The organism is Bacillus sp. AFS031507 (genome assembly GCF_002584635.1).
Lineage (GTDB): Bacteria > Bacillota > Bacilli > Bacillales > Cytobacillaceae > Neobacillus.
This window is the reverse complement of record NZ_NUOW01000011.1, coordinates 116773-140036: the sequence shown is the minus strand read 5'-3', so window position 1 is coordinate 140036 and position 23264 is coordinate 116773. Positions and strand designations below refer to the sequence as shown.

Below are 23264 nucleotides of genomic sequence, written 5' to 3'. Positions count from 1 at the left end.
TACTATCAAGAAAACACCTGAATCCATTTCAGGCCATTACTAAATAACAACCAGAAGTGAAATAAAGGGGCTCAGTTTCTAGAGCCTCTTTTACCAGTTCCCATCATTTCTGTAAAACATTTAAGAAAATCACCGGAAGAACGTTTATCGATGTAGTGAATATGTATCGAATAGAAGAAGCTGAAAAATTACTTTTAAATACGGATATGGCTCTCACTTTAATAGCTGAAAAAATAGGATGTTGCAATGTTAATTATTTTGGAAAATTGTTTAAGAAATATAGAAACAAAACCCTTCAGAGTATTTATCGTTGGCGTTGATGGTACTCCCGAAGCTCTTGAACAAATTCGCCAAGGTAACATTGATGGTACAATCCAACAAGATCCGATTGCGATGGGAGCTAAAGCAGTTGAACTTGATGTTGACGCTTTAAATGGCAAACCTGCACCAGCAGATCCAATCCTCCTTCAACCTGTTAAGACACCTATTTAGTATTTCATTAGATAGGCGCTTTTTGTATTCCAAAAGCACTTGTATATCATCTTTGGGTTTTAATCTGGAATCGGGTGTTTGATATCAAAAATTTGTGAAATTCTTATATTTTAATAAACAAAAAAACACCACCATTATCGTTTAGTTATCTAATACGATACAGTGGGTGCTTTTCCTTGTCTCTTTTATCTCAATTTCTCCGGAACCGGCTTTTTGAAATGTAAATTATTTGTAGTGTGAAAATCCTTCTAGAAAAAGAACTAAGATATAAACTGACTTTGAAGGTTAAAAACCTTATTTAAAGCCAAGATTACACCATCATGATCAATGATTTGTTTTACCACGATTTTTCCCTATCTAAATAAACTCCAAGCGGGAAGGAAGACAGGTGTGAAGGCCTTAATGTTCAGCGCCATCGTATTAAGTATAACGCATGCAATTGAAATCTCTGTTCTAGGGGCAAAAATATATAGCCGGGCCACTTTTCCTTTGTATTCCACGATGATTTATGTGAACATAGCAGATTTCCTGCAGCGAGTAGACGCGATTGCCATTCTCGCTTTAATTATTGGTGATTTTTTCAAGGTATGCATCTATTGTTATGCCGCCGTAATTGTGGCATCGGATTTATTCAAGATACAGACCAAACAAAAGCTGATAATCCCTTTTGGAATTATTGTTCTTTTTCTCACAATGATGATAGCTAGTAATTTGTTGGAACAATTTGAAGAGGGGAAACTTGTTCTGAAGTTTCTCTTGCCCCTTTTTTCTGCTGTCATTCCCTTACTTCTTCTAGTGGTCCATCTGCTTCGTAAACGATTGGGCCTTTATCGTTCCAATATATCTGGGGACCATAAATAATCAGCTAAGAATTTTCACGCGTTTGTGTTTGTTTCCTTTGTTTAAAGAAAGAAAACATGGATGGAATAAACATTATTGATAGCATTATGAACAAGATAACGTATTCCGGAAGGGTCATAACCCAAAACGGGTTCTTCAAATTTGTTATAGACATAATAAGACTCATTCCCATCATCAAATCCATCATGATTGCAATAGCCGTACTTAAGAAAAAGACCAAGAAAAAAAGAACCAATATTTTCATGCAAGAAGCATCTCCTGTATATCTTATTCATGATAATTACCTGATATTTTCCCCTGTTTATAAGAAAGTAATTCAGGAAAGATTTGATTTTTCCGAGGAGTATCATAAGCGTTAACCCCTAACAGAAGGGTGATAGATTAAAGGATGGAAAAAGTAAAAATTAACGCAAGGCAATTGTTTGACTTATTGGTATTGTTTGAATCTGGTAAATAAAACGGAGTAAAATAGAGAATAGTTGGAATTTGCTTTTTAAACCCACTTGATTAGTGGGCTTATTTTTATTAGACTATATTTTCTTTTTCACATAATCATTGCGATACTTAGCAGGTGAAACATTCATCATCGTAGTAAATACGCGTGTAAAGTAATGCACTGAGCCAAAGCCGGTAACATCGGCTATCTCTTTAATAGGAATGCTTGTCATTTCAAGCAGGCGAGCCGCCTCTCTTACCCTTTCCTTGCGAATATAATTGGAGAAACTTTCACTCAGTTCATTGGAAAAGAGCCTTGATAAATGACGACTAGAAATGTGAAGATAGTTGGCGACATCTTCTAGCTTCAATGGTTCTGATAAATTATCACGAATGAACAGCTTTGCTTGATATAAATGGGTGGGAGAACTATTCGAAAACATTTTTTCTTGACTGGAACTTCTCTGATTTGTTTCGGAAAACATAGTGCTAAAGGACAGTATGAGCGTGTGTGCCATACTAGTAATGAAGTTTAAATCGTTGGCACCACCGTTTGACGAACAATCTACCAATGCCCTCCATATTAAGGCAGTTGGGGAATCATCAGCAGCACTGATACAAATCTTATTTGTTTTCGCCAGTAGATTAAACATCCTAATGGCATCATCCTTTGATTTTTCATGTAAAATCTCGAAAGCAACAAATACAAGAAAAAGTCCTGTTTCGCTTAAAATTTGGTGTTGAATGTTCGGACGGGATAAAAATACTGTCCCTTTCTTTAACGTATATTGTTCATCCAAGTCCTTATAAAGTCCGTCCCCGCTTAGTACATAACACACCTCAAAAAATGAATGCCTATGTACCGGATTGTTAAAATGCCCCGGGTTAACGCCCCAATAATGCACCTTAAAGGAAATTTCTTCTCCAAACGTCCACATTGCATATTGATTCAAAATTCCTTCACTGACTTTACTTGATTGGACGACCAAAAATATCCCTCCGATGTCTTCAAAAGACAAAAAAGTAGCCTATTCCGATAAAGACTGAAATTCATTAATTTTTTAAAATTATAACAAGTAAACTATCAATCTTAAAGGAGGAAATATCATGATTACTTCAAAGGATGCTGATTTTTACAAAGAAAATGGATACTTGCTTGTTAAAGGGGTTTTTACTAAAGAGGAAGTAGAACGAATGAAAAATGCGGTCGAAGGTATTATTCAACGTGCAGCAAATACAAAACATGATCGAAATCATGCATGGCAAGGGGAGTACATCCCGCCAAACGAGTTAAAAAAACTTGTTTTAAAAGGGTTTCATGACGTTCATTATCATGACGCATCTTTCTCTAGGGCCGTTATCCATCCCAATATGGTGTCTATATTGCAAAAGCTGATCGGACCGAATGTGCAATTACATCACTCCAAAATGCTGGTTAAACCACCTGAAAAGGGAGCAGCTTTTCCAATGCATCAGGATCATCCGTATTTTCCACATGAAAGTCATACCATGTTAGCGGCTAGTGTTCATCTTGATGATGCAGACTTGGAAAACGGATGCCTGAGGGTCATCCCAGAATCTCATAAACAAGGTCCCATCTCTCATGTAGGGCGTCACTACTTAAATCATAAGGAATATCCAATTTACATAGGGACTCCGTGCCCTGCCGAAGCAGGCGATGTTCTGTTTTTTAATTATCTAACAATACATGGTTCAGGTAGTAATCGAAGTGACCGGCCGCGTAGAAACGTATTATTCCAATATCGTGATCCGTCGGATAAACCGACTGCAGATGTACACGTGAACTGGGGGCAAGGATTAATGGTCTGTGGAGAAAATCCGACGTTTCGTGATTATCACGCTGATTTTGCCTCAAAAGTAGTATTTTGAGTCTCCTACACAAGAAGAGCTTGAATCATAATTGAATGTTTAATTTTTTGGAAAAATATGACTAGAAGCGGAATTTTTGGGGATTCACGGTAATCTTGTCTGATTACCGTGAATCCCCATTATTGTCTTTTATAAAAAGCAAAAACTTTTCAGTAAAGTAACTTCAAATCATAAGCCTTTCTTGTAATCGGCGAGAACTTCATCAATTAAGCGGCGGGCGACACCGGCGAACACGGGGTTGCTGCTTTGGTAGTAAGGAAGGGCAGTCAGTCCTACTGACAATGCCCAGCCGCGCCCTCGTGCCCAGGTTGCGTCATCAACTGAATGCGCTGCACGCAACATTTCCCGGCTTTCGACGGAAAGCAAATTCCACGCGAACATCCAGTCATTTGCGGGATCTCCCACACCAAGGCCCCCGAAATCAATGACGGCACTGAGTCGCCCTTGTTCGACAAGCAGATTCCCGGCAAGAAGATCTCCATGGATCCAGACGGGCGGTCCGTCCCACACTGGTGTCTGGAGAGCTGCTTCCCACGCTAGGGTTGCTGCATCGGTATCAATCGTGTTGTGCAGATTTGCCATTGCTTCGCGGACACCGTCGTCTCGCATTGCCAGTGGCAGGCCGCGTCCAAAGTTGTGATGCCCTGGGGGCGGACCGCCTTCGGGATTGATCCGCTGCAGGGCGGTAACGAATTGAGCCAGTTCAGTCGCCGCTTGGTATGGATTGTCAATATGCCCCATAATTGCGTTTTCACCCTTGATCCATCGATATACAGACCAGTGCCAAGGGTAACCCTCGGCGGGTAACCCAAACGCGAGCGGTTCAGGGATGGTAAGCGGCAGGTGCGGAGCAAGGAACGGCAGCCACCGTTGCTCCTTCTCCACCTGCTGGATGGCCCAATCACCACGGGGTAATCGTACGAACATATCCTCACCGAGTCGATAGATGGCATTTTCCGTCCCGGAGGAGTTGAACGGCTCAAGGAAAAGGTCTGTCCATTGCGGAAATTGTCCGGAAATCAACCGTTTCACGAGAGATAGGTTGATTTCTGGTGCACTATTTGAATTGGTCATGAAGGACCTCCTATTGAAAATGCTATACTATTTTGAAATATCTAAATCAAAATCAGAAGAATTCATAATATCCTTTAATATTTCAGCCGGGTTTTTATGAGTGGTGTCGTAAAGATGTATCTTATTTGCTGGTGAATTCTCAAGTTGATTTAGCAAAAATAAGGAGCGGTCAAATAAAAATTGATCACCACGCTTATTCAAACGTTCTATTAAAATGTCCTCATCAGCTCGCAAAACTACATACTTAATTTTCAGATTCAGATAAGCAAAATGCTTACAGAACCATTCTAATTCATCTTCCACTACTATATCGATAATCACGTTGTAATCATGTTGAATCAATGTTTGCGTTACTGAAAGCATATTTTTCCACATGATTGCTAAATTTTCTTCCCAAGGCGGTGCTGAGTCTTCCTCATACATAGAGAGGAAGTCATCGCCTTTAATAAGGGCACTTTTCTTTACTGTTCTTGCTAGTTCTTTTGCAAGAGTGGATTTACCCACTCCGCAAGGTCCAGAAATAATATAAATGGTTTTCATGTGAATCACTCCGACTGTTTTTTCTGAGCAGTGGACTCTCTTATGATTAATTTGGTAGGTAACAGGATCTCCTGGATCGGTTCATCTTTGTTTTCCATTCTCCAACAAAGCCGTTCGACTGCCTTTTTACCATAATAATTTAAATCGATATCCATTGTCGTAATCCCAGGAGTGGCAATTTGTGATAATTGTCCATTGTCAAAACTGCATACAGAGACATCTTCAGGTACCTTGAAGCCTCTTTGATGTAAAACGGATGTCACTAGAAATCCGTGGCCATCGTTCACGCAAAACCATGCGGAAGGCTGGTCAACAAGGTTATCGATGAATAAATTGATTTCATTTAAATTTTCCTGTGCGTTTGTAAACATGAATACTTCCTTAGGTTGTATCCTATATCTTCTTAAAGCAAGTAAGTATCCTTCTAATCTCTCTTGATAGCTTGGAGAAATATCAACGTCACCGACAAAGGCTATGTCCTGATGTCCAAGTTGAATGAGATGCTCGACAGCCGTAAATGCTCCAAAGCGATTGTTTGTCAGAATCGAATCGGACTGTAAGGAAGGTTCGTGATGATCTATTAAAACCGTAGGGATACCAGTACTAATAATTTTCGCGGTGTAGTCTGTACTAATATGAGATAAGATTATAACTCCATCAATTTCATGATTTGTAAATAAAGAAGGAAGCGTTAAATTATCGATTGAAATGCTATCAATTGGTTCAATAAATAAATTCATCCCACGTGCTCGCAGTTCTTTTTCAATACTTAAGTAAATTTCACCAAAAAAGCTTTTGAGGGAAAAAGCATAATCAGAAGCAATTAGAGCGATGTTTTTTAGTGTCTTTTTTTCAACTTGATTTTGATTCCTACTATTAGAATAGGAATAACCTAGTTCATCCGCAGTATTTTGTACAAGCCTTCGGGTTTCTTCGCTAACTCCCGGCTTTCCAGATAATGCTTGGGAAACGGAGTTTTTCGAGATGTTTAACCGATCCGCTATATCCTGCATGGTCACTTTTTTTTCCATTTCTTTGTTCTCCCTTAATGTATATCATAATAATTAATTATAATTTTTGTAATTACATTGTAACGTTACAAATGGAAAATTACAATAGTTGTGCATATGACAACTATTGTTAGTTATTCGCTTTTAACTTTATAATCTAATGATTAATAGTTGACATTATAAAAATAAGGTGTAATAATTGCACTTGTAAGGTGATTAATAACATTACTGAATAATTATTTTCTTGTTTTGTAATTATATGTTGAGAAATGAGGGGTTTCGGTTAATACCATAATTTTTGACTTGGATTACAAATAGTATACTTTTTTTTGAAAGATATTGGTAGCGCTGTCAGATGAGGAAATGACGCCATTGGAACCAACGTAATAATTTGTATAGTTTACTAATTGGTTAGGGCATTACTACTTTTATAAGAGATTGGATTAGATAGTAGTCATTGGAGGAATAGAAGATGAAAATGAAAAAAGTAGCATCAATCTTATTTGCAGCTTCTCTTACTGTTTCTGGTCTTGCTGCCTGCTCTACAGGTAACAAAGAGCAAGAAACAGGAAAAAAAGATGGAGTAACGACGATCGAATTCTGGGCTGCGCCAAACCCAACACAACAAGTGTATTGGAAGGAAGTAGCAGCAGAGTTTACAAAGGAAAATCCTAAAATCAAAGTTAATGTTAGTCCGATGAAGGAAAGCCCAACATCTGAAGCAAGTATTCAATCTGCAATCGCTGGTAAAAGTGCACCGACTATGTCTGAAAATATTAATCGTGGTTTTGCCGCCCAATTATCTGACAGTAAAGCACTTGTTCCATTAGATGAGTTAGATGGATGGGACGAAGTTAAGAAAAACCGTAACATGGAAAATACGATGAAGAGCTGGGAATTCGCTGACGGCCACCAATACGTATTACCAATTTACTCCAATGCGATGTTATTTGGTTGGAGATTGGACATTTTAAAAGAACTTGGCTATAACGAGCCGCCAAAAACATATAGCGAAATGTTAGATGTGGCGAAGAAATTAAAGGAAAAATATCCAAAGAAATATCTATGGGCAAAAGCAGACCTTGCCGACCCAACAGCTTGGAAAAGATGGTTCGACTTCTTCATGTTGTATGATGCTGCATCAAACGGTAACAAGTTTGTTGAAGGAACGAAATTCACTGCTGATAAAAAAGCTGGCGAACAGGTACTTGGCTTAATGGATGGTCTACGTAAAGCAGATGCATTATTAACAAGACAGTCAAAAGATCCGTTTGAAAGTGGTTTAGGAATCTTCGTCGATGTTGGTCCTTGGACTATTCCTTATTGGGCAGAAAAATTCCCGGATATGAAATTCAACGAAACTTATACTTTAGCAGCACCACCTGTACCAGATGGTATGGATACTGCCAATGTTAAAACGTTTGCTGATACAAAAGGTCTAGTTGTTTACGCTTCTGCAACAAAAGAAGAACAAAAAGCAGCGATGGAATTCATTAAGTGGGTATATTCGAACCCTAAAAATGATGCGAAATGGCTTGAAAAGACAAGCTTACCACCTGCTCGTGATGATTTAACATCAAATGATGCGTTTAAAGCGTTCTTTGACAAAAACCCAGCATTACAACCATATGCAGCTGCCGTTCCAAATGGTGTCCCTCCAATGGATAATGCGAAATACAATGATATCCAAACATTAATTGGTCAACATGCTTTTAATCCAGTGGTCAAAGGTGAGAAAGATCCGAAAACTGCCTGGAAGGACATGCAAGAAGCAATTGAGGGGGCTCTTAAATAATGAGCACTAAGCAAGGAAGGATGGGCTGGCTATTTGCCAGTCCTTATCTTATATATGCGGTCGTTTTCTTTCTAATCCCACTGGGGTGGTCACTGTTTTTATCCTTTACCGATTGGAATTTAATTGCACCAACTTTTAGTTTTGTTGGATTGGAAAATTACATGGAGGCCTTTAAGAGCCCGGGTGTCCAAAGTGCATTTTTTGTAAGCTTTAAATTTATGGCTTTATTTGTACCATTAGTTGTTGCATCTTCGATTATCGTGGCCTTAATCGTTCAAGGATTACCTAAATTTAAAGGGCTATTTTTAATTGGTTTTTTCCTGCCTTATTTAGCATCTGGGGTTGTATCATCATTTATCGTTAAAGGGATTTTATCGTACAACAGTCCGGTAAATGAATTCTTGCGAGACTCCCTTGGATTAGATATTAATTGGCTTGGAAGTCCGTTTGCAGCACTCTTTGTAGTTGCAATGATTATCGCTTGGAAATTCACCGGGTACTACGCCCTTATTTTAACGTCAGGTTTTGAGAGCATTAGTAAGGAAGTATACGAAGCGGCGATGATTGATGGGGTAACTCCTTGGCAGCGTTTCTGGAAAATTACTTTCCCGCTCCTTTACCCTGCTTTATTCACCGTATTAATTTTATCAATCGGTGTTACGTTTGGTATTTTCACAGAGGTTTACCAATTAACAGGCGGTGGACCAAATTTTGCAACCAATACATGGCAAATGGAGATTTTTACAAGAGCGTTCTCAAATCTTCAAGCAGGCTATGCTTCAGCGATTGCAATTATCGCTTCGGTAGTAACGTTTGTTTCAATTTTAATCATTCGAAAACTCTTAGAAATGTGGGGGAAACGAAATGGGTGGAGCTAAGAAAAATGGATTATGGTTTCGTTACCTAATTGCCGTTGTTCTCTTACTGATTATGATCTTTCCGTATATTTATATGGTACTAAATTCTTTTGCTGATTGGGACCAAGTAGATAAGAAGCTAATTCCAACAGAGTACAGCTTGAAATCGTATCAATGGCTGCTCGGTGGAGGAGAAGCGGTCATCCCGAGGCCATGGCTTAATGCGTTTATTAACAGTTTTATTGTATCAGGTGCTTCAACCTTTTTAATGATGGTAACTGGGGTAATGGTTGCTTATGCATTAGCGAAAATGCCCTTTAAAGGAAGAGACACAGTTAATAACGTTATTTTATTTCAAATGTTTTTCCCAGCGATTATTTTGTTAATTCCGACGTTCCTTGTGATTCAACGACTCGGAATGTATGACTCTTATTGGGGAATGATTTTGCCGAAAGCTATGAGTTTGTGGGCAGTGTTTATGTATACGAACTTCTTTAAGGCGATACCAGATACATTTATTGAAGCGGCGAAATTAGATGGTGCGAGTGAATTGCAAATCATGTTTAAAGTCGTGCTGCCAATGTCGAAATCGATTACGACTGTTATCTTCTTATTCTTGTTTATGGAAAGATGGACTGAGTTGTTATGGGATATGTTAGTGGCGAAGAGCGATAATATGCTCACGCTAAACGTCCTTTTATCGCAAATGTTCGGTCCGTACGGCGGGTATCCAGGCCCGATGTACGCAGCATCTGTGTTGTTAACACTTCCGATCATTATTATTTTCTTGCTGTTCGCGAAAAAGTTCCAAGAAGGTATGCAATTTACACTTAAGTAATAGAATTGGAGTTCTAACACTATGGTGAAATGGTGGAAACAATCGACTTTTTATGAAATCTATATGCCAAGCTTTAAAGATGGAAACGGTGATGGAATCGGCGATTTTGTTGGAATCACATCAAAACTCGACTATTTAAAGGAATTAGGGATTGACGGTATATGGCTCACTCCCTTTTATCCCTCACCTAAAGTCGATAACGGCTATGACATTTCTGACTATTATGGGATTGATCCGGATTATGGAACGATGGCGGATTTTGAAACGTTTATTCAAGAAGCACATCAACGTGGTATCAAGGTAATTGCAGATTTAGTACTCAATCACACTTCTTCTGATCATCAATGGTTCCAAGAATCAAAGTCATCAAAGGAGCATCCGAAACGTGATTGGTATATCTGGAGAGATGAGCCGAACAATTGGGAGTCTTTCTTTGGCGGTCCAGCATGGGAATACGATGCTAGGACGAACCAATATTATTACCATGCCTTTGCGAAGGAACAGGTTGATTTAAATTGGGCCAATCCTGAAGTGAAACATGCCATGTTTGATGTGATGAAGTTTTGGCTTGAAAAGGGAATCGATGGTTTTCGGCTAGATGTCATCAACTTCTTAAAGGTAAATGATTCGTTTATTGACAATCCATATGATGAGGAACAAATCCATTTATATGATAAGGATCAGGAAGGTATTTTAGCAGTTATTGAGGAAATTGCCGAGTTTGTACATCAGTATCCGGATAAATTTCTCGTTGGTGAGGTTGGTTCCGAGGAACTGGATATTCTTAAGCAATACTCTGGTCTTAACAAATTAGATGTTGTCTTTAATTTTAATATCGGAAGCATGGAAAATTTTGATGTGGATAAGCTCTATCAGCAATTAGTTGGAACTGAGAAAGCTTATGATTCCACTCAAATTCCAACTTTGTTCTTTTCAAGTCATGATATGCCCCGACATATTTCACGATTTGGCGGTGATGAGGACCGGGCCAAACTAATTGCTGCTTTGATGCTTACAGCGAGAGGTGTTCCGTTCATTTATTTCGGCGATGAAATTGGAATGAGAGATTGTATTACAGACGATATATCGAAAATGAAGGATGTTCAAGGGATCATGGGCTATAAACTCGCATTACAAGCAGGTAAGTCAAATGAGGAAGCCCTAGTTGTTGCGAATGAAAAATCACGCGATAAGTCACGTACCCCGATGCAATGGAATTCACAAGCGAATGTTGGCTTTTCAGAGGGTATACCGTGGATTACGGTTCCAGAGGATGCATACAAAGTTACTGTTGAAGACCAGATAAATGATCCGGAATCGATGTTTTCTTTTTATAAAAGTTTGTTGAAACTGCGAAAGGAACATTCATCTCTACAGTGCGGAGATTATAAATTTTTGCGGAATGAAGATGGAATGATCTATTTCGTCAGAACGGATTCATTTGAAAATATATTAGTAGTTTTGAATTTCACAGATCAACCAAAAACGCTTGAAGTAGTAGCTGATATGAAGTTGTTACTTTCGACGAAGAGAACGAGGTTGGATGGCGAAAACGTCATAAGAATTTTAGCGAATGAAGCAATGATCTTAAAGGGGGAAATAGGAAATGGCCTTGTTAAGGAAAGGTAATGCTCAAACTTGTGAACAGCTTTTAGAGGAATATACTTCGAAAACACAACCAACCAATCCTGAAAAAATTGTATTCTCAGGCATTGGTGAAAATGATGTCTATAATATTAGTGCGCCGTTTGAAGATGAAGGTGAGCTTGTAATTGCCGGACGAGTGGAGTCACGTGACAGTGAACATTCCAATGTATACTTCTTTGTCGAGAGAAACGGTGATTGGGTTCCAAGAGAAAAGGCACCCGTTCTTGAATTACAAGATCCTTTTTTTACTCGAATTGCTGGAGAGCTAGTATTGGGGGGCGTTCAAATTTTCCCTCATCCAACCAATGAAGGACAACTTGGCTGGAGAACTGTTTTTTATAAAGGTCAATCGATTGCAAGCTTACAAGAATTTGCAAAAGGTCCAGACGGGATGAAGGACCTTCGATTAGTAGAGCTAAAGGATGGCAGCATAGGGGTATTAACGAGACCTCAGGGTGAAAAAGGCGGAAGAGGAAAAATTGGCTGGACTCGAATTTCTTCATTAGAAGAAATGACGATTGATGTGGTTAACGAAGCACCGTTACTACAAGGGCAGTTCATTGATGAAGAATGGGGGGGAGCGAACGAGCCGCACCTTTTATCAAATGGTCTTGTTGGAGTATTGGGACATGTTGCCTACTTTGATGATGAAGGAAACCGCCATTATTACCCAATGGTGTTTGCGCTTGACCCGGAAACGGGCGTATTCTCCGACATGGAGCTAATCGCAACAAGAAGTCAGTTCCTTCCTGGTCCAACGAAGCGCCCAGACTTAGTGGATGTCGTGTTTAGCGGCGGGTTAGTTCGAAAACAAGATGGTACGGCTGATGTTTATGCTGGAATTAGTGATGCTGAAGCTCAAAAAATTACCATCGTCGATCCGTTTTTACAATACGAGCAATAAATTCGATAAAACTATAGAGGGAGTAAATAATATGAATGTATATAGATATGAAGAGAACCCATTAGTCACTCCAGCAGATGTGAAACCACATCGAGCTGATTTTGAAGTTATTGGTGCATTTAATGCAGGGATTGCCACCTATAACGATGAAATTATTATGCTTCTTCGTGTAGCAGAGCGCCCAATCAGTGAAGACGCTAATATTGTGAAAGCACCTATTTATAATCCAACAACAAACGAACTTGAAATTATAGAGTTCCGTTTAGATGATCCGACTTATGATTTCTCTGATCCACGTGTGATTCGGAAAAGCGGGGATAAACATTCATGGGACTATTTAACATCTATCGCATACTTACGAATTGCAAGAAGCAAAGATGGTGGTCATCATTTCACGATTGATGAGAATCCGTTAGTTTACCCAACTAATGAGTTAGAAACATTTGGGATCGAGGATCCGAGGATTACTAAAATTGAAGATACCTATTACATCTATTTTAGTGCTGTTTCACCTGTAGGTGTGGGAGAATCGATGGTTTCCACAAAGGACTTCGTAACAATTGAACATCATGGAATGATTTTTGCACCGGAAAATAAAGATGTGTTAATTTTCCCTGAAAAAATTAATGGAAAATATTATGCGATTCATCGACCTGTTCCGAAAAGTGTAGGGGAACCAGAAATGTGGATTGCTGAATCAACGAACCTCCTGCATTGGGGTAATCACAAGCATTTACTCGGTTTACGGGAAGGCATGTGGGATAGCGCACGTATGGGCGGAGGAGCAGTTCCGTTTAAAACGGAAAAAGGCTGGCTGGAGCTTTATCATGGTGCAACTGATGATCACCGCTATTGTATGGGAGCAGTATTACTGGATTTAGAAAATCCAGCGAAGGTCATTGCTCGTTCAAATCAACCGATTCTAGAACCTGAAGCAGATTATGAGGTAGAAGGTTTCTTTGGAAATGTAGTCTTTTCATGTGGAGCTGTCGTTGAAGGTGATGTAGTTAAAATGTTCTACGGCGTTGCTGATACATCAATGGCTTGTGCTGAATTAAGCTTAAAAGAAATCTTAGATTCATTGACTTATCTATAATTTGAAAAAATAAGTGCCAAAATCGCGAGACTGATTTTGGCCTTTTTACTATGTTTTAACCTTATATAAGCTTCGAGTAAAACTGATATATCGTAAGCATTTTTACAATGGCAGGTGACGTAATATGAAAATAAATGATAACTGGAAAATAAAACATTTTGATGTAAGAGCTGCACGTGATCTTGAGGTCGCTGCTCCTGAATATATTGATTACTTCTGGATGACAGCATCAGTACCTGGTGATGTTCATTCAACATTGATTGACCGAAAGTTAATTGAAGATCCTTTTTACGGACACAATGATTTAAAATGTCAGTGGGTGGAGGAAAAGGTGTGGTGGTATCGTAATACTTTTGAGTTCAATGATGAAATTAGTAAAGACCACCTCTATGAGTTGATTTTTGAAGGTTTGGACACATTTGCTACCGTTTATTTAAATGGTGTAGAGCTTGGTTCAACGGAGAATATGTATATCAGTCATAGCTTCGAGGTTGCTCGTGAGCTTAAGCAAGGGAAAAATGTTTTGGCGGTAAAATTTGATCCAGTCCATGTCCACGTGAAAGACAAGGTTCAGTATTATTGGTCAGGATTTAGCAAGAAACGAATCTGGACGAGGAAAGCACAAAGCCATTATGGCTGGGACTGGGGGCCGCGCTTAGTGGCTGCTGGGATTTGGAAGGAAGTTCATTTAGAGAAGAGAACTTTTTCCAAAATAGACTCGATATTTGCTAAAACGAAATCAATTTCTCCTGACAAAGCAATTATTGAGGTCGAAGTGGATATAGCTTCATTTAGAAAAGATAAAGATTGTGTGGTCGATGTTACCCTTTCCGATGGGGCAGAAAGTTACTCAACTAAAGGAAAAGTAGACCGCAAACAAGCAACCGTTGTATTGGAAGTGGAAAATCCAAAGCTTTGGTGGACACATGATATTGGCACGCCTCATCTTTATCAACTAAAGGTTGAACTGCTTGAGGATGGTGTGAAAGTGGATGAAAAACAAGAAGTCTTTGGGATTAGAACCATCGAAGTCCAACGAAAAGACGAAAACGGAAATCATAGCTTTACCTTTGTTTTAAATGGTGAAAAGGTATTTGCGAAAGGCGCCAATTGGATTCCAATCGATAGCTTTATCGGAGCAGTTCCAGATTCCCGTTACAAGCACTTAATCAAGATGTCCAAAGATGCAAATATGAATATGCTTCGCGTCTGGGGCGGCGGCATCTATGAAAAAGAGGTTTTTTATGACGAGTGTAATCGGCTTGGCATTTTAGTCTGGCAGGATTTCATGTTTTCCTGTGCGCTGTATCCTGATTACAATAAGAACTTTATGGCGAACGTCAAAGAGGAAATCATTCATGTCGTCAAACGGCTCCGTAATCATCCTTGCTTGGCACTTTGGTGTGGAAACAATGAGAACGATTGGCTCTATGAAGCGTTGTATTCATCAGGTGAAATCACTCATCCTTTTTACGGCGAAAAAATCTATCATGAATTAATGCCGGAAATACTTGAAGAACTCGATCTAACACGTCTATTTTGGCCAAGTTCGCCATTTGGTGGGAATGATCATAATTCAAGAGAGCAGGGCGACACGCATAATTGGCAAGTTTGGCACGGGAATACTGAGCCGAGGACGTTTGGTGAGCCACAAACGGTGAATTACAGTGTCGGAGGGCTGTCATTTAAAAATTTTAAAAATGATACCACACTCTTTGCAAGTGAATTTGGCATGCATGCGTCTTCCAATCGCTATACATTAGAACGAAATATCCCTAAGGATCAATTTTACTGGGGAAGCGAAGAAATGGCTTACCGGAATAAAGATATCCATCATCCAAAAGGAATTTTGCTAATGGAAGGATATACAGGAGCTCCCAAGGATTTAGATGAATACATTGCCTATTCGATGTTAACGCAAGCAGAAGGTTTAAAGTTTGGAATCGAACATTACAGGCGCAATAAACCACATACAAGCGGTGCGTTATTTTGGCAGTTAAATGACTGCTGGCCGGGTACAAGCTGGTCAGTTATCGATTATTATTTATTGCCAAAGGCTTCCTATCATTATGCAAGAAAGTTCTATAGTCCGGTTCTATTAACAATTGATCAAGAGCCTGGAAAAGAGTTGAAGGTTTGGGTTGTAAATGACCGGTTAGAAGCTTATCAGGATGAAATAGAACTTGCTATATATCAAATGAATGGCGAAAAGGTTTTTTCGAAAAAATGGACAGTTTCGGTGCCAGCCAATGTTTCGCAGCAAGTGGACGTTGTTTTAGAACAGGACGCTCTTAGTGGATTGCAGCCAGAAGAGGCTGTCATCGTGATCCGTTCAAAAAGTAATAAAACCGAGGAAAACTTCTATTATTTCCGCGATCAAAAGGACTTGAGATTTGGAAAGTCGGAACTAACCGTTTCCATTGACCAAGCTAGAAATGAATTGACCATTTCAACCAATCTACTCGCGCGAATGGTAACGATTGAAATGGATATGGAGCAGCTTGTAATCGAGGATAATTTCTTTGATTTACTGCCAAATGAAAGCAGAACGATAAAAGTCGAACAGGCTGAGGGGAAAAACGTTCCTTGGGAGACGTTGAGAGTGAAGGCCATTAATAGTGTGAAAACAGAGGGGGAATTCGTATGAAAGCGGCGGTTTTGAAAGGAACAAAGCAAATAGAGGTAATGGATTGGAACTATCGTTCACCATCACCAAAAGAGGTCATTGTTAAGGTGAAGAGCTGTGGAATTTGCGGAACGGATCAGCATATTTATCATGGTCATCCAGGTTCAGCTGAAGTCCAGCCGCCAATTGTTCTCGGTCATGAATTGGCAGGGGAAGTAGTGGAAGTAGGTGCAGAAGTATCAACCCTCCAAAAAGGGAATCGAGTTTCGATTGATCCGAACATCTATTGCGGTACATGTGAATATTGCCGCAGCAACCGGGCTCATTTATGTAATCATCTTCAGGCGGTAGGTGTAACAAGAGATGGTGGTATGGGCGAGTATTGTGTTGTTCCTGATGCTAATTGTTACAAGCTCCCAGACCAGATGACTTTTGAAGAGGCTGCCCTAGTCGAACCTTTAGGCTGTGTTTTACATGGTTTTAGGAAGGTTCAGTTGTCTTCCTTAAGTAAGGTACTCATAATTGGCGGCGGTTTTATAGGACAATTGTTTTTGCAATTGGTGAAACAACAAAATGTTGATTCTATCATTGTGAGTGAACCTGCGGAGAACAAAAGAGAGCTTCTTTATAAACTGGGTGCTGATGACGTGGTGCATCCAATGAATGCTTCAAAACTAGAAGCAGATGTTGTGATTGAATGTGTGGGCAGAGCGGATAGTATGGAATTGGCGGTTAAATCAGCTGCCAAAGGCGGCCAAGTGTTACTTTTTGGGGTGGCAGCGCCAGAAACTGTTATTTCTGTTTCGCCATTTGAAATTTTTTCAAAAGAACTTACCATAAAGGGTTCGTTCGTGAACCCATTTACCCATGAAGAAGCTATTTCACTTATTGCAAAAAAAGTGGTGGATGTCGAGTCGCTGATTTCTCATCGTTTTACTGTCGAAGAACTATCGGAAGCAATGGCTGACTTTCCTAATCTTAAAGTTTCAAAAGCGATTATTAACCACTAGGTGCAGGAGTTGTCGGCCTTTGAGACCGACTCTCCTGATAAGGAGATCAAAGAATGTTTCAAATTTTTAAGTCTTTTTCTACGGAATTAAAGTTCTATTTACTGATGAATGCCTTATTTTCCTTTGGCGGGGTTTTGTCAGGTGTTTTTCAAAGTGTTTTCTTATGGAAACTGGATAAAACCTTTTCACTGCTAGCTTATTATAGTTTGTATTGGTCCATCGCGATCATCTTTTGTTTTGGACTTTGTGGCTGGCTCGCAAGGAAAACGAGTCCGATGATTACGATGCGTTTAGGATTTGTCTTTTATCTGATTACCTATTTAATTATGCTCATTTTTCATGACACATTAAGTGATCATATCATGTTGTTAGGATTTTCAACTGGATTGGCAATGAGCTTGTATTATGTCGGCATGCATTTGGCCGTATTAGATTTAACAACCAATGATAATCGGGATCAATTTTTATATGTACAAGGAATTCTATTTACCATTGGTGGTGTAATCGGCCCAGTTTTGTCAGGGATCATCATCTCGCAATTAGAAGGGATGCTGGGTTATTATGTCGTTTTTATTGGAACCTGTGTATTCTTTTTTATTTCCTTTTTAACTTCTCTAAAAGTGAAGGGACCCCCGATTACAGCAAAAAGTTATTTTTGGGATGTCATCAAGAATCCATCACAGGAATGGAAGAAGATGTATAAGGTAATGTTTGCTGATGGGATTGTATCAGGCGTGTACGGGACCTTTTTGATTACGATGATTACCTTCAAAGTAGCTGGTGGAGAATTAAGTTTAGGAGTTTATAATATGGCTGCTGAGCTTGTTGCCATCGTTACATTCTATCTGCTCGCTAAGTTCTCTAATCCGAAATATCGTCTCGCCATTTATGCGATCGGTTCGGTAAGTATATTTTTGAGTTCTGTTTTGTTATCCGTCCTTCCTGTCCTTATTTCATTGATTATTTTTGGAATCGTCTCGCCATTAGCACAAAATATGATTACCACCTCGATGAGTGCCATGATTTATGAAGCAATTGAGAAGGACCCCGAGTACAAGGAAAAGCGCTTGGACTATATCATTATCCGAGAAATTCCACTCGGTGTTGGAAGAATCATCGGAGTATTTTTGTTTTTAGCGATGAGAAAATACTTTGATTTTGACCTGCTTTTACCTGTCTCGTTTAGTCTTTTTCCGATTATTTATGTCATCATGATTCCATTCCTATATGTTATTTGGAGAAAATCAAAAAAGGGATCTGTGCTTAGTATTAATGAAATGTAGAAATTCTTATTTGGAGGAATTTATGTATGTTGGGTGCAATAGAAGCAGGCGGAACAAAGTTTGTTTGTGCTGTGGGCGATGAAAAGGGTTATATCGTAGACCGTATTCAGATTCCAACCACAGTACCAGCAGAAACGATGCCAAAGGTGATTGAATTTTTCAAGCAATATCCTTTAAAAGCAATTGGTGTGGGTTCGTTCGGTCCAATTGATGTGAATCGGGAAAGTGCTACTTACGGATATATTACATCAACTCCTAAAACACCTTGGAAAGATTATCCTTTTGTGCAAGCATTAAAAGACGCTTTTTCTGTTCCAATTGGATTCAATACCGATGTTAATGCTGCCGCATTGGGCGAGGCAACCTTTGGCGCCGCTAAAGGATTGGACAGCTGCTTGTACATAACAGTTGGTACCGGTATTGGAGCAGGGGCGATTGTGCAAGGGAAGCTTCTTCAAGGACTTTCACACCCTGAAATGGGGCATATTCTTGTGAGACGACATCCAAATGACGAGTTTCAAGGGAAGTGCCCCTATCACCACGATTGCTTAGAAGGTCTAGCGGCTGGTCCTGCCATTGAAGAGCGGTGGGGAGCAAAAGGAGATCAACTTGTTGATCGAATGGAAGTTTGGGACCTAGAAGGCTACTATATTGCCCAAGCCCTGATGCAATATGTATTGATTCTCTCGCCGAAAAAAATCATCCTAGGCGGGGGAGTTATGAATCAAAAACAGGTGTTTACTTCCGTTTATAAGTATTTAAAGGAATTTATTAATGAGTATGTGGCTTTGCCGGATCTTACTGAATATATTGTCGGTCCTGGTTTAGGTGACAATGCGGGTATTACAGGATCGCTCATGCTTGCTCATCAAGCATTTCAAGAGGAAAATTAAAGATACTTTTGGAGGTAATAATAGTGCAACCATTATTTTTAAGACCAGTTTTTAAAGAGCGAATTTGGGGCGGGACCGCCTTACAAACTGAATTTGGGTACGAGATTCCAAATAATCAAACAGGGGAATGCTGGGCAATTTCCGCTCATCCGAATGGACCTTCGATTATTGAGAATGGACCGTATGCTGGAATGTCATTGGACTTGCTATGGAGGAAACATCCAGAGCTTTTTGGAAACCCGAAGGAAGAGGTTTTTCCACTTTTAACGAAAATATTGGATGCGAACATGGATTTATCCGTTCAGGTCCATCCTGAGGATTCTTATGCGAAGGTTCATGAAAATGGGGATCTTGGTAAAACCGAATGCTGGTATATCCTTGATTGTAAAGAAGGGGCCGACATGATCTTCGGCCATAATGCGAAAACAAAAGAAGAATTCGTCGAGCAAATTAATGATGGGAAATGGAACGAGCTGCTACGCAGAGTCAAAATCAAGCCAGGCGACTTTTTCTATGTTCCAAGCGGAACCATCCACGCATTATGTGAAGGAACGCTAGTCTTAGAAACGCAGCAAAGCTCTGACACAACCTACCGAGTGTATGATTACGACCGTCGAGATGCGGAAGGGAATTTGCGTGAGCTTCATTTAGAAAAGGCAATTGATGTGACAACTGTGCCTCATCATGATGCTGGGGTTACTCCTAAAGTTGAAGAGCGGGGAAATGTAACGATTACAACGTTTGTGGAGTCAGACTTTTTCTCCGTCTACAAATGGGACGTTAGCGGAACAGCTGCTTTCTCATTTAATGATCAATATTTGCTGCTCAGCGTCATTAAGGGAGAGGGAACACTTCTTTATAATGGTCAGCAATATGGATTGGAGAAGGGCTTTCATCTGATTATCCCTGTGGGATTTGGCGAATTTAAAGTAGACGGGAATTGTGAATTAATCGTTTCGCATACTTGATAGGTTGAAATTTGTTAATTGGAGCGGAAATCAACAGCCAAGTATAACAAAACCTTATTTTAAAAAAAAACAGGGGATTCTAGAAAGTGAATTTGTTAATGTAATGGCAATGGGAAAAAATTATTAAAATCTCTAAATAAAAGATTGATAGCTACGGTTATCAATCTTTTTATTTACACTAACTTTACAATTGTGTACTTGAATTCAATTATATCTTGTTCTAGTATATAAGCAGATAGTTATATATAACTTTGTATTAAATTATAAGAATCCTTTTTAGAAGTCCATGAACGATAAGTAATTTCTTGGATTCAACGGAAAATTAAAACACCATAAATTACATGGACTTTAAATAAGTATATTATTATTTGCTTATATGCAGGGAGGTGTCCAATAGGTTGAAATCGATAGTTGAAATAGAACGAGCGGCCAACGTTTTAAAATTATTAGGGGATAAAACACGCTTGACCATTGTGACTATTTTAAAACAAAGAGAATGCTGTGTATGTGAATTTCTTGAAGTGTTTGATATGAGTCAGCCGTCTATTAGTCAGCATCTTCGAAAACTGAAGGATTTAGGGTTAGTTAAAGAGGATCGCAGAGGTCAGTGGATCTATTATTCCTTGAATTCACAAAGCGATTTATATGGACTTATAGAAGAAATTTTAGAGCATGTGCCAGTTCAGACAGAGAGAATCAAACAGATTGAAAAGAGCAATCCTACGCTTCGTTGTGGATGTTAAGCAAATGATCAACAAGGGGATTAGAACAAAAATGAAAAAAAAGTTAATCAGCGAATTTTTAGGAACTTATTTTCTTGTTTTTGCTGGAACGGGTGCAGTAGTAATAGATTCGATTACTAAAAGTTTAACTCATGTAGGTGTAGCCCTTACATTTGGGCTAGTCGTAATGGCACTAATTTTCACGTTTGGTCACCTATCTGGTGCGCATTTTAATCCAGCTGTTACCATTGGATTTTTAATTCATGGGGATATAAAGAAGAGAGAAGCACTTTATTATATTATTATTCAAATCATTGCAGGGATTGCGGCAAGTGCAACGTTGTGTTGTTTATTTGGAAACGTTGCAATGCTCGGTACCACCTTATCAAGAGGATCATGGTCACAATCGTTTATTTTGGAATTTATCCTTACTTTTTTCTTGATGATGGTTATCTTCGGTTCTGCGGTCCATGGTAAAGCGGTAAAATCCTTCGCAGGAATTGCCATTGGTGCAACGGTAGGATTGGAAGCTATGTTCGCAGGTCCAATTAGTGGTGCTTCAATGAATCCAGCAAGATCTATTGGTCCAGCCATCGTATCAGGTACAACACAACATCTATGGGTGTATATTGTCGCTACTATTTTAGGAGCAGGTTGTGCGGCAATTATTTATAAACTACTACACGAAAATTAAGGAGAATACATCATGTCTAAAAAGAAACTTTACTTCTTATGTACAGGTAACTCTTGCCGAAGCCAAATGGCAGAAGGTTGGGCTAAAAAACATTTAGGTGATGAGTGGGAAGTACGCAGTGCAGGGATTGAAGCACACGGATTGAACCCCAATGCTGTAAAAGCGATGAAAGAAACTGGAATCGATATTTCAAATCATACCTCTGATATTATCGATCCTGAGTATTTAAACAATGCTGATTTAGTTGTTACATTATGTGGTGATGCTGCTGATAAGTGTCCAATCACACCACCAAAAGTAAAACGAGTTCATTGGGGATTTGATGACCCAGCTAAAGCTCAAGGGACTGACGAAGAAAAATGGGCATTCTTCCAACGTGTCCGTGATGAAATCGGAGATCGCATTAAGCGTTTTGGTGAAACTGGCGAGTAAGAAAAATCAGCCAAGAGTATCTTGACTCTTGGCCTTCCTTACACTGTTTATATAAGCAATTACTTATATTCAAATTCTTTAGGAGGGTGTTTTTATGAGTAAAATAGAAATAAAAACTTCATCTTGTTGCTGATTGATTTTATTTCAATAATAAGTTTGGAGAAAGACTCCAAACTCATTATTACTTTTCTGCATTTAATTTAATTAGGTTCAACGTGGACATGAACATCATAGACATTATGTTCTTTTATTAATTCATTTTCTACCTTGGTTGCAATATCATGGGCCCCGCGAATATCTAAATCGGAATTGACCAGAATCACAATGTCCACAACTACGTTATTCCCGTAATTCCGAGCTTTGATGTCTTTAACCCCTTTTACACCATAACAATCAATGATTGTTTCTTTATATGTTTCTATTTGTTTTTCGTCAAATCCATCGGTCAAATAATGGGAAGCATCTCTAAAAATCTCCCAACCTGTCTTACAGATGAGTAATCCAACAATTATAGCAGTAATTGGATCGAGCCAAGGAAGATTGAACTGGGCACCAACGATACCAATAAATGTACCTACACTGACCCATGCATCTGAAAGGTTATCCTTTGCTGCGGCCATAACAGATTGGCTATTGATCTCCCTTGATAATTTTTTATTATAACGATAAACAAAATACATAACCAAAGCACAAAAGAGTCCTGTCCAGGCCGATAACAAATCTGGAGATTCATTTTTTCCATTAAATATACTAGTAATCGCTTCATATGTTACTTGTATTCCAACAACCATCATAATAAATGAAGCGACCATTGAGGCAACTGTTTCAGATTTCCAGTGCCCATATGGATGGTCATCATCAGCTGGACGTTGTGATAATTTAAGACCAATCAGAACAGCAATTGATGCAATTATATCTGTTGCATTATTTAGACCATCCGCTTTTAGTGCTTCAGAGTTAGCTATTAAACCTACTGCTAATTTTAATGAAGATAAGCATATGTAAGCAATAATGCTTATTATCGCTCCTCGCTCTCCTCTTTTCAGATCCAAATATCCTTGTTCATTCATGCTTCTATCCCCCACTATTTCATCCTTAACTATTATGGAATAAAAGTATCTAGTGGGTCTAGAGAAACCTTTTGTCTTCCTTCAAACTAAGTAATGGCAATGAAAAATAGTTTCACTCGGGCAACTA

Annotated in this window: 24 protein-coding genes; 18 read left to right on the top strand and 6 right to left on the bottom strand. The window is 39.1% G+C overall.

Annotated features, from left to right (window positions below):
• Positions 1–128: 128 nt before the first annotated feature.
• The 3 genes from COE25_RS11190 to COE25_RS11180 all read left to right on the top strand — a co-directional run bounded on the left by COE25_RS11190 (position 129) and on the right by COE25_RS11180 (position 1353).
• Positions 129–320, top strand: coding sequence for a helix-turn-helix domain-containing protein (locus COE25_RS11190; protein WP_257208778.1), 192 nt, complete (start codon positions 129–131; stop codon positions 318–320).
• Positions 247–492, top strand: a complete 246-nt coding sequence (locus COE25_RS11185) for a substrate-binding domain-containing protein (RefSeq protein ID WP_098932700.1) — start codon at positions 247–249, stop codon at positions 490–492. Before COE25_RS11190 ends, COE25_RS11185 begins: the two co-directional genes overlap by 74 nt.
• Positions 493–819: 327 nt before the next feature.
• Positions 820–1353: a GerAB/ArcD/ProY family transporter gene (locus COE25_RS11180; protein WP_098932699.1), complete on the top strand. Its 534-nt coding sequence runs from the start codon at positions 820–822 to the stop codon at positions 1351–1353.
• A 4-nt stretch (positions 1354–1357) separates the two neighbouring features.
• On the opposite strand, the gene COE25_RS11175 is transcribed toward COE25_RS11180, so the two are convergent.
• Both COE25_RS11175 and COE25_RS11170 read right to left on the bottom strand, forming a co-directional pair.
• Positions 1358–1537 carry a YczF family membrane protein gene (locus COE25_RS11175; RefSeq protein ID WP_483861192.1) on the bottom strand — a complete coding sequence of 60 codons (180 nt, stop codon included), beginning with the start codon at positions 1535–1537 and terminating at the stop codon, positions 1358–1360.
• A 346-nt stretch (positions 1538–1883) separates the two neighbouring features.
• Positions 1884–2777 carry a helix-turn-helix domain-containing protein gene (locus tag COE25_RS11170; protein WP_098932697.1) on the bottom strand — a complete coding sequence of 298 codons (894 nt, stop codon included), beginning with the start codon at positions 2775–2777 and terminating at the stop codon, positions 1884–1886.
• Positions 2778–2895: 118 nt separating this feature from the next.
• Between COE25_RS11170 and COE25_RS11165 the strand changes: the two genes are divergently transcribed.
• Complete coding sequence (locus COE25_RS11165) at positions 2896–3678, top strand: phytanoyl-CoA dioxygenase family protein (RefSeq protein WP_098932696.1); 783 nt, start codon at positions 2896–2898, stop codon at positions 3676–3678.
• Between the two features lie 168 nt (positions 3679–3846).
• Here COE25_RS11165 and COE25_RS11160 read toward each other — a convergent pair whose 3' ends face one another.
• From COE25_RS11160 to COE25_RS11150, 3 genes are read right to left on the bottom strand one after another with little or no spacing between them, the layout of a single operon-like run.
• A complete protein-coding gene (locus COE25_RS11160; protein ID WP_098932695.1) occupies positions 3847–4752 on the bottom strand; it encodes an aminoglycoside phosphotransferase family protein in 906 nt (301 codons plus the stop codon).
• A 27-nt stretch (positions 4753–4779) separates the two neighbouring features.
• Positions 4780–5292 carry an AAA family ATPase gene (locus COE25_RS11155; protein WP_098932694.1) on the bottom strand — a complete coding sequence of 171 codons (513 nt, stop codon included), beginning with the start codon at positions 5290–5292 and terminating at the stop codon, positions 4780–4782.
• A gap of 5 nt (positions 5293–5297) precedes the next feature.
• The gene (locus COE25_RS11150; protein ID WP_098932693.1) at positions 5298–6323 is read right to left on the bottom strand and encodes a LacI family DNA-binding transcriptional regulator; all 1026 of its coding nucleotides are present in this window, start codon (positions 6321–6323) and stop codon (positions 5298–5300) included.
• Between the two features lie 457 nt (positions 6324–6780).
• Between COE25_RS11150 and COE25_RS11145 the strand changes: the two genes are divergently transcribed.
• The 14 genes from COE25_RS11145 to arsC all read left to right on the top strand — a co-directional run bounded on the left by COE25_RS11145 (position 6781) and on the right by arsC (position 22067).
• On the top strand, positions 6781–8097 hold the full coding sequence (locus tag COE25_RS11145) for an extracellular solute-binding protein (RefSeq protein ID WP_098932731.1): 1317 nt from the start codon (positions 6781–6783) through the stop codon (positions 8095–8097).
• Positions 8097–8975: a carbohydrate ABC transporter permease gene (locus COE25_RS11140; RefSeq protein ID WP_088089798.1), complete on the top strand. Its 879-nt coding sequence runs from the start codon at positions 8097–8099 to the stop codon at positions 8973–8975. The genes COE25_RS11145 and COE25_RS11140 overlap by 1 nt, the downstream gene beginning before the upstream one ends.
• Entirely contained in the window at positions 8962–9792 is an 831-nt protein-coding gene (locus tag COE25_RS11135) for a carbohydrate ABC transporter permease (RefSeq protein WP_088089797.1), read from the top strand. Before COE25_RS11140 ends, COE25_RS11135 begins: the two co-directional genes overlap by 14 nt.
• 24 nt (positions 9793–9816) lie before the next feature.
• A complete protein-coding gene (locus tag COE25_RS11130) occupies positions 9817–11421 on the top strand; it encodes a glycoside hydrolase family 13 protein (RefSeq protein WP_257208777.1) in 1605 nt (534 codons plus the stop codon).
• On the top strand, positions 11399–12343 hold the full coding sequence (locus COE25_RS11125; protein WP_098932692.1) for an MTP-1 family protein: 945 nt from the start codon (positions 11399–11401) through the stop codon (positions 12341–12343). Before COE25_RS11130 ends, COE25_RS11125 begins: the two co-directional genes overlap by 23 nt.
• Before the next feature lie 31 nt (positions 12344–12374).
• Complete coding sequence (locus COE25_RS11120) at positions 12375–13439, top strand: BtaManbiosPhlase (protein ID WP_088089795.1); 1065 nt, start codon at positions 12375–12377, stop codon at positions 13437–13439.
• Positions 13440–13563: 124 nt separating this feature from the next.
• Complete coding sequence (locus COE25_RS11115) at positions 13564–16086, top strand: beta-mannosidase (protein WP_098932691.1); 2523 nt, start codon at positions 13564–13566, stop codon at positions 16084–16086.
• Positions 16083–17075 (top strand): zinc-dependent alcohol dehydrogenase family protein, encoded by a 993-nt coding sequence (locus COE25_RS11110; RefSeq protein WP_098932690.1) that lies wholly within the window; start codon positions 16083–16085, stop codon positions 17073–17075. Before COE25_RS11115 ends, COE25_RS11110 begins: the two co-directional genes overlap by 4 nt.
• Before the next feature lie 53 nt (positions 17076–17128).
• Positions 17129–18358 carry an MFS transporter gene (locus COE25_RS11105; protein WP_098932689.1) on the top strand — a complete coding sequence of 410 codons (1230 nt, stop codon included), beginning with the start codon at positions 17129–17131 and terminating at the stop codon, positions 18356–18358.
• A 26-nt stretch (positions 18359–18384) separates the two neighbouring features.
• Entirely contained in the window at positions 18385–19251 is an 867-nt protein-coding gene (locus tag COE25_RS11100) for an ROK family protein (RefSeq protein ID WP_088089791.1), read from the top strand.
• A 20-nt stretch (positions 19252–19271) separates the two neighbouring features.
• Positions 19272–20219, top strand: a complete 948-nt coding sequence (gene manA / locus COE25_RS11095; protein ID WP_098932729.1) for a mannose-6-phosphate isomerase, class I — start codon at positions 19272–19274, stop codon at positions 20217–20219.
• A 398-nt stretch (positions 20220–20617) separates the two neighbouring features.
• The gene (locus COE25_RS11090; protein ID WP_098932688.1) at positions 20618–20962 is read left to right on the top strand and encodes an ArsR/SmtB family transcription factor; all 345 of its coding nucleotides are present in this window, start codon (positions 20618–20620) and stop codon (positions 20960–20962) included.
• A gap of 31 nt (positions 20963–20993) precedes the next feature.
• On the top strand, positions 20994–21635 hold the full coding sequence (locus COE25_RS11085; protein WP_098932728.1) for an aquaporin: 642 nt from the start codon (positions 20994–20996) through the stop codon (positions 21633–21635).
• 12 nt (positions 21636–21647) lie between these two features.
• Positions 21648–22067 (top strand): arsenate reductase (thioredoxin), encoded by a 420-nt coding sequence (arsC, locus tag COE25_RS11080; protein ID WP_088089760.1) that lies wholly within the window; start codon positions 21648–21650, stop codon positions 22065–22067.
• Positions 22068–22267: 200 nt separating this feature from the next.
• On the opposite strand, the gene COE25_RS11075 is transcribed toward arsC, so the two are convergent.
• Positions 22268–23137, bottom strand: a complete 870-nt coding sequence (locus COE25_RS11075) for a cation diffusion facilitator family transporter (RefSeq protein WP_088089759.1) — start codon at positions 23135–23137, stop codon at positions 22268–22270.
• Between the last annotated feature and the right edge of the window lie 127 nt (positions 23138–23264).